General features: G+C 54.9%; 13 protein-coding genes. 12 read left to right on the forward strand and 1 reads right to left on the reverse strand.

Going from position 1 to position 12,225, the window contains the following annotated elements; genetic code table 11:
• The 8 genes from lacNas_RS11140 to tsaD form a co-directional block, all read left to right on the forward strand.
• The coding region (locus lacNas_RS11140; protein WP_507762790.1) for a DNA polymerase III delta subunit-related protein at positions 1–513 on the forward strand (513 nt) is incomplete at its 5' end.
• Positions 514–528: 15 nt separating this feature from the next.
• Positions 529–861: a DNA replication initiation control protein YabA gene (gene yabA, locus lacNas_RS11145; RefSeq protein WP_201330449.1), complete on the forward strand. Its 333-nt coding sequence runs from the start codon at positions 529–531 to the stop codon at positions 859–861.
• Positions 861–1,721 (forward strand): 16S rRNA (cytidine(1402)-2'-O)-methyltransferase, encoded by an 861-nt coding sequence (rsmI, locus tag lacNas_RS11150; protein WP_201330450.1) that lies wholly within the window; start codon positions 861–863, stop codon positions 1,719–1,721. Before yabA ends, rsmI begins: the two co-directional genes overlap by 1 nt.
• Positions 1,721–2,470, forward strand: a complete 750-nt coding sequence (locus lacNas_RS11155; protein ID WP_201330451.1) for an acyl-[acyl-carrier-protein] thioesterase — start codon at positions 1,721–1,723, stop codon at positions 2,468–2,470. The genes rsmI and lacNas_RS11155 overlap by 1 nt, the downstream gene beginning before the upstream one ends.
• Before the next feature lie 41 nt (positions 2,471–2,511).
• Positions 2,512–3,042: a folate family ECF transporter S component gene (locus tag lacNas_RS11160; RefSeq protein WP_201330452.1), complete on the forward strand. Its 531-nt coding sequence runs from the start codon at positions 2,512–2,514 to the stop codon at positions 3,040–3,042.
• A gap of 17 nt (positions 3,043–3,059) precedes the next feature.
• Complete coding sequence (tsaB, locus tag lacNas_RS11165) at positions 3,060–3,782, forward strand: tRNA (adenosine(37)-N6)-threonylcarbamoyltransferase complex dimerization subunit type 1 TsaB (RefSeq protein ID WP_201330453.1); 723 nt, start codon at positions 3,060–3,062, stop codon at positions 3,780–3,782.
• 7 nt (positions 3,783–3,789) lie between these two features.
• Positions 3,790–4,320, forward strand: coding sequence for a ribosomal protein S18-alanine N-acetyltransferase (gene rimI, locus lacNas_RS11170; protein ID WP_201330454.1), 531 nt, complete (start codon positions 3,790–3,792; stop codon positions 4,318–4,320).
• 2 nt (positions 4,321–4,322) lie between these two features.
• Positions 4,323–5,363: a tRNA (adenosine(37)-N6)-threonylcarbamoyltransferase complex transferase subunit TsaD gene (gene tsaD / locus lacNas_RS11175; protein WP_201336310.1), complete on the forward strand. Its 1,041-nt coding sequence runs from the start codon at positions 4,323–4,325 to the stop codon at positions 5,361–5,363.
• 52 nt (positions 5,364–5,415) lie between these two features.
• On the opposite strand, the gene lacNas_RS11180 is transcribed toward tsaD, so the two are convergent.
• Positions 5,416–7,332, reverse strand: a complete 1,917-nt coding sequence (locus lacNas_RS11180; protein WP_201336311.1) for an ABC-F family ATP-binding cassette domain-containing protein — start codon at positions 7,330–7,332, stop codon at positions 5,416–5,418.
• Positions 7,333–7,584: 252 nt separating this feature from the next.
• Here lacNas_RS11180 and lacNas_RS11185 point away from each other — a divergent pair, with 252 nt between their 5' ends.
• The 4 genes from lacNas_RS11185 to mutS form a co-directional block, all read left to right on the forward strand.
• Positions 7,585–8,247 carry a redox-sensing transcriptional repressor Rex gene (locus lacNas_RS11185; RefSeq protein ID WP_201330830.1) on the forward strand — a complete coding sequence of 221 codons (663 nt, stop codon included), beginning with the start codon at positions 7,585–7,587 and terminating at the stop codon, positions 8,245–8,247.
• Between the two features lie 170 nt (positions 8,248–8,417).
• Entirely contained in the window at positions 8,418–8,702 is a 285-nt protein-coding gene (gene groES, locus lacNas_RS11190; RefSeq protein WP_008462788.1) for a co-chaperone GroES, read from the forward strand.
• A gap of 22 nt (positions 8,703–8,724) precedes the next feature.
• Entirely contained in the window at positions 8,725–10,338 is a 1,614-nt protein-coding gene (gene groL, locus lacNas_RS11195) for a chaperonin GroEL (RefSeq protein WP_201330831.1), read from the forward strand.
• A gap of 140 nt (positions 10,339–10,478) precedes the next feature.
• On the forward strand, positions 10,479–12,225 hold a 1,747-nt coding region (gene mutS, locus lacNas_RS11200; RefSeq protein ID WP_201346873.1), incomplete at its 3' end, for a DNA mismatch repair protein MutS.

Here is a 12,225-nt window from a genome sequence, read left to right on the forward strand (position 1 = left end):
CTGCCGGCGGCCAACGCCTTGCTCAACCTGCTGGAAGAGCCGGTCGCGCCGGTGGTCACTTTCCTGATCGCCAGCAACGGCGGCCAGATTCTGCCGACGATCCGCTCAAGAACGCAGATCATCAATTTCAGCCAGCAGCCTGCCTCTAGCCGGGAGAGCCTGCTGCTGGAAAACGGCATGACCCAGGCCGAGGTCGACCAGATCAAGGACAGCAGCCAAGTCGACCAGGCAGTGAAGTACTTTTACCAGGAGCTGCAAGAACACGATCCTCTGGCCATCGTGTCGGCCCACCAGCTGGCTGCTTTGGTCAAAAAACAGAAGCAGGGAACGAAGGCCTGGGAGAAGTACGTGTGGATTTTACTGAAGAAGTGGGCTGAAAAAGAACTCACGGCCGGCAACGTCCAGCAGGCCGCGGCCTTTTTGGCGGATTTGCTGCAGATTGACCAGATGCGGCAGAGCAATGTCGGCTTTTTGAACAATTTGGACTATTTAGCATTGAAGTGGCAGCAGTAAAGGCAGGTAAGGAAAGTGGATCCATATACTAAATTGCAGCAGCTTCAGCAGCAGATGGAACGCATGCTCAAGAGCATGGATTCCCTGCAGCAGGAAGTGCTGGAAAGCTTGAAGGAAAACACCGAGCTGAAGGTTGAAAACCAGCTTCTGCGCGAGAAGCTGGACAAATTGACGGTTAAAGAGCACGAGGGCAAAAGCCAGAGCGGCATAGCGATGCTCAAGCAGATCTACCAGTCTGGCTACCATATTTGCAACATGTACTACGGGACGCACCGCGATCCGAGCGCGGACTGCATGTTTTGCCTGGATATTTTGGATAATTTTGGAAAGAAGTCGGTACACAAATAATGCAAACGCAACACAGCTACGCAGATGAAAACCAGGGCAGGCTCTATTTGGTGCCCACGCCCATTGGCAACCTGGAGGACATTACCATCCGGGCCAAGCGGATTTTGCAAGAAGCCGACTATATCGCGGCTGAAGACACGCGGACCAGCGGGCTGATGCTGGACCGGCTGGGCATACACAACAAGATGGTGGCTTTTCACAAGTTCAACTCAAAAGAAAAGGCACCGGAACTGGTCCGGCTCATGCAGGAGGGGGCGACGATCGCCGAAATCAGCGATGCCGGCATGCCGGTGATTTCTGATCCGGGCTACATCCTGGTTCAAGAATGCATCAAAAACGGGGTTCCGGTGGTGCCGCTGCCGGGTCCGTCGGCTTTCGCGACGGCCCTGATTGCTTCCGGTTTTGACGGCCAGCCCTTCACCTATTACGGCTTTTTGCCCCGCAAGGCCAGCCAGCAGCGGCCTTTTTTGGAAGAGATCAACCAGTCGAAGGCAACCTCGATTTTTTATGAGGCCCCGCACCGGCTGCTGAAAACTTTGGAACAGATGGCTGAAGTGCTGGCGCCAGACCGGCAGATCGTCTGCGCCCGGGAACTGACCAAGATCCACGAGGAATTCGTCCGCGGCAGCTTAAGCGAAGTCATCCAGCACTTTAAGGAAGTCGACCCGCGGGGAGAATTCGTGGTGCTGGTTTCGCCGAACACGGAAGAAAAGGCGCTTGACTGGGACGAACTGGTTGACCTGGTCAAAGAGCAGGTAGCCGGCGGCGTCTCCAAGAAAGACGCCATCAAGCAGGTGGCCAAGGCCCAGGGCGTTTCCAAAAACGAGCTCTATGACCGCTACCACCAACAGGGGGAATAATGAAATACTACAAGGAATATCGCCTGGAGTATGCCGACTGCGGCGAGACCGGGCACTTGAAACTGCCCAGAATGATCGACCTGATGATGGAAACCTCAGAAGGACAGCTGGCCGATACTTTGGGCGGCACGGCAGCCATGCAGGAACGCGGCCTGGGCTGGGTGGTCACCCAGTATGAGTTCGAGTTCGCGGACCTGCCGGCGGCCGGCCAGAAGATCAGGATCTGGACGGAAGCGGTTGGCTACAACCGTTTTTTGTCCTACCGTGATTTCGGCATTGAGGATGAAAACGGCCACCAGCTCGTCAATGCCCGCAGCCAGTGGGTGCTTTTTGACTTGAAGAAACGGCGGCTCTTGCCGAGCAGCGAGGAGATCATGGCTGACTTGAAGGCGCCGGTTTTGGAAAAGATGCCGCGCTTTAAGCGCCTGCGGGCCAGAGACGACTATGAGGACGAAAAGGTCTACCGGGCCTACTATTACGACCTGGACATGAACCACCACGTCAACAACTCCCATTACCTTGACTGGGTTATCGACACCCTGCCGCGCGACTTTTTGAACAGCCACGAGCCAAAGGAGCTGGCGATCAAGTTTGAAAAGGAAATCCGCTACGGCGACGAAGTTGCCTGCCGGGTCAAAAGCACGGCTGGCGAAGCGGCTGCCTCCAGCTGGCACGCTGTCTGCCGGCAGGGAGAAGTTATGGCACTTTGTGAGGTAAAGTGGCAAAAAATGTGTTTTAATAGAAACTGATTCAGTTGTTTTTGTTAAGCCATTTTTAGGAGGACAGTCTATTGAAAAGTGAATCAAAAGTAAAAGGCCGGCTGGAATTGCGGGAGCTGGTGCTCTTGGCCATGGTGATCGCCATCAAGGTGGTCCTGGAGCAGTTTAAGGTCGGGAATGCCACTCTGCAAGTCGGCCTTGGCTTCATCGGCAGCGTCATGCTGGGCTACTTGTTCGGGCCTTGGTGGGGCTTTGCCGGCGGTGCCTTGAGCGACCTGGTTTCATCGGCAATTTTCGGCAACCTGGGCGGCTTCTTTATCGGCTACACCTTGACGGCTGCCTTGGGGCCGATGATCTACGGCTTCTTCTTGTACAAGAAGCCCGTGCAGATCTGGCGGGTCATTGCTTCCGTAATCTGCGTCACGGTGATCTGCAACATCGGCCTGAATACCCTTTGGGTCAGCCTGATGTACGGGACTAAATTCATGGCTGCTCTGTCCAGCCGGATCTTGAAGGAAATGATCACGCCGTGGATTCAGATGGTCGTGGTTTGGTTCGTTTTGCAGGGACTGTCCCGCGTCAAAATGAGTAAAAAGTTTTAGGAATCGTAGTTTAGAGAATGAAAATTTTAAGCATTTCGACGGCAACGAGCGATTTGAGCGTTGCCTTGAATGATGACGACCGCCTGATCAGCGAAAAGATCGAAGAAAACCAGCGCAATCACAGCGTTGACCTTGATCCGGACATTGCCGGTCTGCTCAAAGAGGCTGGCTTGACTCTCCAGGATATCGACCGCTTTGCCGTTGCGATTGGGCCGGGTTCTTACACTGGCCTCAGAGTCGGCTTAACCACGGCCAAGATGTTTGCCAGCATTTTGGGCAAGGAGCTGGTGGGCGTGTCGACCCTGCAGGCCCTGGCCCAAAATTTTGCCGGGGAAGACGCCCTGGTAGTGGCCGCGCTGGACGCGCGCAACCACAACTTCTTCGCCGGGGCCTACCGGGGAGAAGAAGCCGTGATCGCTGACGGCCACTATCCTTTGAGCAGCCTGCTTGAGCAGGTGGCCGCCCTGCCGGATGAAAAAGTGATTTTTGTCGGCAGCGACTTTAGCAAGTATCAAGAAGAAATCACGGCTGCTTTGGCAGACAAAGACCTGCACCTGGGAGAGGGCAGCGAGAACCTGCTTCACGCCAGCGCCATCGGCCGCCTGGCCTTGACTAGTCCAGTGCTTGACCCGGACCAGGCTGAGCCGAGATATCTGCGCCGCACGCAGGCAGAATACGACTGGCAGAAGAAGACCGGTCAAGAATTTAAAGCAGACAGTGCTTACGTAGAAGAAGTTTAGACAAACCATGGGACTATTCTTTAAAGCCGACCTGGTGCGCTTTGCTCCGCGGGCGGTCAGCGTGAACGGACAAGAATACAGCTTGAGAAAGGCAACTGCCGATGAGCTGGCACAATTGCTTTTGCTGGAAAAAGAAGTCTACGCCGGGGCGCTGCCCTGGAACGAGCAGGTCTTTTATGAAGAGCTGCTCCGCCGCGACTCCATCTACCTGCTCCTGCGCCAGGGAGATTACCTGGTGGGGGCGGTTGGCTGCCGCTTTGGCCTGCACACGGGCCACGTCACCTTTTTGGCGGTCGTTCCCGACCGGCAGAACCAGGGCCTGGGGACCTACCTGCTCAAGACCGTTTTGGACCAGGCCAAGGCCGGCGACCTGCGGTCGGTGACCTTGGAGGTGCGGGCGGAAAACGTCCGCGCCCAGGCTCTCTACCGCCGGCTGGGCTTTAGAGACAACTTTGTCCGCAAGAACTACTACAGCAACTACGGCCGCCGCAACAGCGACGGCTTGAACATGATCTGCGACTTAAGAAAGAAGAACTGACTTTGAAGGAAAAGAAAGACATTCGTATTTTAGCTTTTGAGAGCTCCTGCGACGAAACCTCGACGGCCGTGGTGAAGAACGGGTCGGAAATCGAGAGTCTGGTGGTCGCTACCCAGATCAAAAGCCACGCCCGTTTCGGCGGGGTCGTGCCTGAAGTGGCCAGCCGGCACCATATCGAAGTGATCACCCAGATCACCAGAGAAGCCATGGAGCAGGCGGGGGTTGACTGGAAAGACCTGGATGCCATTGCCGTTACCCATGGCCCTGGCCTGGTCGGGGCGCTCTTGATCGGGATCAATGCGGCCAAGGCGGCCTCAATGGCAACCGGCCTGCCTTTGATTGGGGTTGACCACATCATGGGCCACATTTCAGCTGCCCAGCTGGTTGAGCCGATCCAGTACCCGGCCTTGGCCCTGCAGGTTTCCGGCGGCCACACTGAGATCGTCCTGCTCAAGGACCCGACCCATTTTGAAATCGTCGGCGACACCCGCGATGACGCGGCCGGTGAAGCCTACGACAAGATCGGCCGGGTTCTGGGCGTCAACTACCCGGCCGGCAAGACGATCGATCAGTGGGCCCACGAAGGCAAAGACAGCTTCGGCTTCCCGAGAGCCATGATCGACGAAGACAACTATGACTTCTCTTTCTCAGGCTTGAAGAGTGCCTTCATCAACACCTGCCACCATGCTGACCAGCTGGGGCAAAAGCTGGACAAGTACGATCTGGCGGCCAGCTTCCAGGCAGCAGTGGTTGACGTCCTGGCGGAAAAGACCATCCGCGCCATCAAGGAATACCAGCCAAAGACCTTCATCATGGGCGGCGGGGTTGCCGCCAACCGGGGCTTGAGGGAACGGATGGCCAAGGAAATCGCCGCTCTTGAAAAGGCGCCGAAGGTGATCCTGCCGCCGCTCAAGCTCTGCGGCGACAACGCGGCCATGATCGGCGCGGCAGCCTACAACCAGTACTTAGCCGGCAACTTTGCCGACTTGACCCTGGATGCGGACCCGTCGATGGAATTGCCTTACGCAGAAGATTACCGGTAAAGTAAAAACGTTCACTTCAAGTTGAAGTGAACGTTTTTGTTTGCTGTTTGCATTAAAAATCTTCCAGGGCCAGAGAGGCTTCTTCCCAGGCCTGGGTGACTTCGTTGATTTTTTCCTGGACGTTCGTCAGGTCTTCCTGCAGGGGGCCAAGCTTGCCGAAGTCCGCGGCGATGGCTGGATCGGCCATCTGTTGCTGGATCTCTTTTTCCTTGGCTTCCAGCTCGGTCAGCTGCTTTTCAGCCTGGGCCACCTGCCGCTCCAGCTTCCGCTTTTCAGAATCCCGCTTCTTTTGCTCCTGGTAGGAGAGCTTGTTTTCGCTGACGGCCTTGGCGGCTGCCGGCTGCTCGCTCGCGCTTTCTTGCTGGCGGGCTTCTTCTTTGGCCTTTTCATTCAGGTAGTAGGAGTAGTTGCCTTCGTAAATCTTGGCCCGGCCGTCTTTGGCGACGACGATCTTGTTGGCCAGTTCGTTGATGAAGTAGCGGTCGTGGGAGACGAAGAGCAGGGTGCCGTCGTAGTCGGCCAGGGCCTGTTCCAGGACTTCCTTGGCGTCCAGGTCCAGGTGGTTGGTCGGTTCGTCCATCAAGAGGAAGTTGTTGTGCTCCATGGACAGGACCGTCAAGGTCAGCCGGGCTCTCTGGCCGCCGGAAAGCTGGCTGACTTTCTTGTCGATGTCCTTGGCAGTGAACAGGAAGCTGGCCAGGATTGACCGGATGTCTTTTTCGTTCATTTCCTTGTGTCTGTCCCAGATCGTGTCGATCACGGTCTTGGAGTAGTCCAGTCCCTGCAGCTCCTGGTCGTAGTAGCCGATGTCCAGGCTGGCGCCGTATTTGATGGAGCCATGCTTGACTGGCAGCTGCTTCATGACCGTCTTGAGCAGGGTTGACTTGCCGATCCCGTTTTGGCCGATGATGGCCACCCGGTCGCCCTTGTTGATCTGGAAGGAGATGTCCTTCAGCATGGTCTTGTCCGGATAGCCGACGGCCAGGTCCTTCAAGATCAGGACCTCTTTGCCTGACGGCCGCTCACTGCTAAAGTTGATCCGCACTTTAGAGCGGTGCTTGGGCGGATCGATCAGCTCCATTTTCTCCAGGGCCTTGCGCCGGCTTTGGGCCTGCTTGGTGGTCGAAGCGCGGACGATGTTCTTTTGAATGAACTCTTCCTCGCGCTTGATCTCTTCTTGCTGCTTTTCATAGGCAGCTTCCTGCTGCTGGTCGCGCAGCTCTCTTTCCTTCAAGTACTGGCTGTAGTTGCCCTTGAAGACCGTCAGCTGGCCGTGCTGCAGTTCAAAGATCTGCGTGGCCAGGTGGTCCAGGAAGTACTGGTCGTGGGAAACCGTCAAAATGGCGCCCGGATAGTTCTTGAGGAAGCTTTCCAGCCAGTCCAGGGTATCCAGGTCCAGGTAGTTGGTCGGTTCGTCCAAAAGCAGCAGCGGGGGCTTCTTCAAGAGCAGCTTGACAAAGCTCAGCCGCGTCTTTTCCCCGCCTGAGAGGCTGGCAATCTGCTTGTTCCAGGTCTCTTGCGGGAAGTTGAAGCCATTGAGCATGCTCTTGATCTCGGCCTGGTAGGTGTAGCCGCCGGCCTGTTCAAAATTGTACTGGGCCTGGTCCAGGCGCTGGAGCAGGTCGCTGTCTTCAGGATGGTCGGCGACGGCATACTGCAGCTTCTCCAGCTGCTGGCCCTGGGCAATTAGGGGCTGGAAGACCGTCAGCATTTCGTCCCAGATCGACTTTTCCTCGTCAAAGTCGTGTTCCTGGGCGATGTAGCCGAGCTCGATGCCTTTGTTGACGGTAAATTCGCCCTGGCTGGCCTCCTGGCGGCCGGTCATGATCTTGAGCAGGGTCGTTTTGCCGACCCCGTTGGGGCCGACGAGCCCGATCCGGGCGTTGTTCTCAATTGAAAAGTTTACGTTGCTGAATAAAGGAGTGGCGCCGAAACGCTGCTCCAAATTGTGTCCTTGTGCTATTATCATATTTTTTCACCTTGAAACATTGTACCATGCAAAGGCCCGCCAAACGCTCCCGGGAGCGTTTTTCCCCAAGTATTTTCGCCGCGTCTGCCTGCAGGCTGCTTCGATTAGTTTGTGAAAAAATTCTATGAAAAGGATTTTATGGCAAATATTGTGAATTTACGACTTGCCAAAGACTAGTAAAAACGATTATGATAGTAGATGATTGATTAGAGATTCACATTCACAAATCAAATCTACGACGGAGGCATCTTTATGAACAACAAAATCAGAATTCCCAAGGCTACTGCCAAAAGATTGCCGCTCTATTACCGCTACTTGCTGCTTTTGAATGATGAGGGGAAAGACAAGGTTTCCTCAACTGAACTGGCGGAAGCTGTCCAGGTCGATAGCGCGTCGATCCGCCGCGATTTTTCCTATTTCGGGGCTCTGGGCAAGCGGGGCTATGGCTATGACGTCAAGAACCTGCTTGGCTTCTTCAAGAAGATTCTCAACCAGGACACTTTGACCAATGTGGCCCTGGTCGGGGTCGGCAATCTGGGGCACGCCCTGCTCAACTACAACTTTAAGCGCAGCAACAACATCAGAATTTCCTGTGCTTTTGACATCAACCCGGAAATTACCGGCAAGATCACCCAAGGGGTGCCAGTGTACTCAATGGATGAAATGAAACAGCAGATTGCTGACCAGCAGATCCGCATCGCGATCCTGACCGTGCCGCAGGCAACCGCCCAGAAGACGGCCGACGAAATGATTGAAGCCGGGATCAAGGGGATCATGAACTTTACGCCGATCCGGCTGTCAGCACCGAATGGCGTGCGGATTCAAAATGTCGACCTGGCAACTGAGCTGCAGACTTTGATCTACTTCCTTGATTCAGACCAGCTGGCTCAGCAACAGTCCGAAGAAGGAAAATAAACTATTCACAGATAGCATAAATAGCACTTTTTAGCACTCAAAGCTAAAAAGTGCTATTTTTCTCTTGCCTTTTTTAGAAAAAGGGCTTATTATCATAGTTGTAAGTTAGCACTTGATCAACATGAGTGCTAAAGAATTTTTTAAGACAATTAATTTCAGGAGGGAATAACGTGTTACAACCAATTGGAGATCGCGTGATCGTTGAAGTTAAAGAAGCTGAAGAACAAACCGTTGGTGGCATCGTACTTGCTTCCAACGCAAAGGAAAAGCCGACCCAAGGCAAGGTTGTTGCCGTAGGCGCCGGCCTGTACGCTGAAGATGGCAGCAAGCTTCCTATGACCGTCCAAGAGGGCGATGAAGTTTTATACGATAAGTATTCTGGCACCAAGGTCAAGTACGAAGGCAAGGAATACTTAGTCCTTCATGAAAAAGACATTTTGGCAATCGTTAAGTAATTTAAGGAGTGCAGATTAAAAAATGGCAAAAGACATCAAGTTTTCAGAAGACGCAAGACGTTCACTTTTAAATGGCGTAGACAAGCTGGCCAACACGGTTAAGACCACTTTGGGGCCAAAGGGCAGAAACGTTGTTTTGGAACAAAGCTATGGCAACCCGACCATCACCAATGACGGTGTAACGATCGCCAAGGCGATTGAACTGGAAGACCACTACGAAAACATGGGCGCCAAGCTGGTTGCCGAAGCTGCTTCAAAGACCAACGACATTGCCGGTGACGGTACCACCACGGCTACTGTCTTGACGCAAGCCATCGTTCAAGAAGGCATGAAGAACGTGGTTGCCGGTGCCAACCCTGTCGGCATCCGCCGCGGGATTGAAAAGGCTACCCAAGCTGCTGTAGACCAGCTGCACAAGAACAGCCACGAAGTTTCCAGCCGTGACCAAATCGCGCAAGTTGCTTCAATCTCAAGTGCTTCCAAGGAAATCGGCGACTTGATCGCTGAAGCCATGGAAAAGGTCGGCAACGACGGCGTCATCACCATCGAAGACTCACGCGGGATCGAAACTGAACTGAGCGTGGTTGAAGGGATGCAGTTTGACCGCGGCTACCTGTCACAATACATGGTAACTGACAACGACAAGATGGAAGCCGACTTGGAAAATCCGTACATCTTGATTACTGACAAGAAGATTTCCAACATCCAAGACATCTTGCCAATGCTGCAGGAAATCGTGCAACAAGGCCGCGCGCTGTTGATCATCGCTGACGACGTTACTGGTGAAGCTTTGCCGACTCTGGTTTTGAACAAGATCCGCGGGACCTTCAACGTCGTAGCTGTTAAGGCACCTGGCTTTGGCGACCGCCGCAAGGAACAATTGGCCGACATCTCTGCTTTGACTGGCGGTACGGTTATTTCCGAAGACCTGGGCCTGGAACTTAAGGACACCCAGCTCAGCCAATTGGGTCAAGCCCGCCGCGTAACCATCACCAAGGACTCAACCACCATCGTTGACGGCTCCGGCGCCAAGGAAGCCATCCAAGAACGCGTTGACACGATCAGAAAGCAAATCGAAGACACGACTTCAGACTTCGACAAGAAGAAGCTGCAAGAACGTCTGGCCAAGCTGACTGGCGGCGTAGCCGTAATCCACGTCGGTGCCGCTACGGAAACCGAACTCAAGGAACGCCGCTACCGGGTTGAAGACGCTTTGAACGCTACCCGTGCAGCCGTTGACGAAGGCTACGTTGCCGGTGGTGGTACTGCCTTGGTCAACGTTGAAGAAGCCGTTAAGGCAACCAAGGGCGACACGGCTGACGAACAAACCGGTATCAACATCGTTGCCCGCGCTTTGACTGCTCCGGTTCGTCAAATCGCTGAAAACGCCGGCAAGGAAGGTTCAGTTGTCGTTGACCACCTGCGCAAGGTTGACCCAGAAGTCGGCTACAACGCAGCTGAAGACAAGTACGTCAACATGATTGACGAAGGGATCATCGACCCAACCAAGGTGACCCGGTCAGCTCTGCAAAACGCTGCCTCAATCGCTGGTCTGCTGTTGACGACTGAAGCTGTCGTTGCTGAAATTCCTGAAGAAAAGAAGGAAGCCGCACCTGCACAGCCAGGCATGATGTAAAAACAGGCAAACCGATAACACGAGAATTACTGTAAGAAGAGCTCAGCCAGCCGCTGAGCTCTTTTTGCGTGCAGACCTGGCGAGTCGGCGCGGGAAATGCTGTATAATAAAGAACAGTATTACAAGGTGAGGAAGTTTTTATGCCAAGAAAAGCTACGACTCCGATGATGGAGCAATATTATCAGATTAAAGAGCAGTACCCGGATGCCTTTCTTTTCTATCGGGTGGGCGACTTTTACGAACTCTACGAGGATGACGCCATCAAGGGCTCGCAGATTCTGGAGCTGACCCTGACCCACCGGTCAAACAAGTCGGACAACCCGATTCCGATGGCCGGCGTGCCGCACATGGCGGTTGATTCCTATGTCAATACTTTGGTGGAGAAGGGCTACAAGGTTGCCATCTGCGAGCAGCTGGAAGACCCGAAGAAGGCCAAGGGCATGGTGAAGCGGGGAATCATCCAGCTGGTCACCCCCGGCACCAAGATGGCCCAGGGGCCAGACGACAGCCAGGAGAGCAACTACCTGACCTCTGTGGTGGCTAAAAGCGGCGGCTACGGGCTGGCCTACAGCGACCTGTCAACGGGGGAGATTTTTGCCACCCATGTCAAGCATTACGCCGAAGTGGTCAATGAGCTGCTGTCGCTCAGAACCCGGGAGGTCGTTTTTGCCGGCAACCTGGCTCCTGAGGAGCTGGAGAGTTTGAACAAGGCCAACATTACTGTGTCAGAGCCGGCGGAAGTGGACGGCGAGCACGCCGAAATCTCCTACGTGCAGCAGAAGCTGACCGATCCGCTTGAACAGGCGGCCACGCGCCAGCTGGTGGTTTACCTGCTGGCAACGCAGAAGCGGAGCCTGGCCCACCTGCAGATTGCCGAAAGCTTTGAAGTCGGCCAATACCTGCAGATGGCCAACACGGTCCAGCGAAACCTGGAGCTGACCCAGTCGGCCACGACCGGCAAAAAGCAGGGCTCCTTGTTCTGGGTCCTGGACAAGACCACCACGGCCATGGGCGGCCGGCTTTTGAAGCAGTGGCTCAGCCGGCCCCTGCTGTCTTTGGACCGGATCAACCAGCGCCAGCAGATGGTGCAGGCACTTTTGGACGACTACTTTACCAGAGAAAGCATCGTTGACTCCTTAAAGGGAGTCTATGACCTGGAGCGCTTGAGCGGCCGGATCGCTTTTGGCAACGTCAACCCCCGCGAGCTGCTGCAGCTGGCCAAGAGCCTGCAGGCCACCAAGCCGATTCTGCAGGCCCTGGCCGATTCGGGCAATCCGGACCTGGAGAACTACGGCCGCTCGATTGATCCGCAAAGCGAAGTGGCTGAAAGCATCCAGTCCTGCCTGGTCGATGAGCCGCCGATTTCCGCCAAGGAAGGAAACATGATCCGTCCCGGCGTCAGCGAGGACCTGGACAAATACCGGGAAGCCATGAATGGCGGGAAAAAGTGGCTGGCGCAGATGGAACTGGAAGAGCGGCAAAAAACCGGCATCGACAATTTGAAGATCGGCTACAACCGGGTCTTTGGCTACTTTATCCAGGTCAGCCGGGGCAACGTTTCCAAGGTGCCGCAGGACCGCTATACCCGCAAGCAGACCTTGACCAACGCCGAGCGCTACATCACCCCGGAGCTCAAGGAGCATGAAAACCTGATCCTGGAAGCCGAAAGCCGGTCGACGGATCTGGAATATGAGATTTTCAGCCAGCTCAGAGAAGCAGTCAAGGCCCACATTCCGGCCCTGCAGGAGCTGGGCCGCAAGCTGGCGGCCCTGGACGTCTTCGTGGCCTTTGCCCAGGACGCTGAGGAAAAGAACTACTGCCGGCCGAGTTTTTCCGCCAAAAACGAGATTTTTATCAAAAACGGCCGCCATCCGGTCGTTGAAGCCG

The organism is Lactobacillus nasalidis (assembly GCF_016587775.1).
Classification (GTDB): domain Bacteria; phylum Bacillota; class Bacilli; order Lactobacillales; family Lactobacillaceae; genus Lactobacillus; species Lactobacillus nasalidis.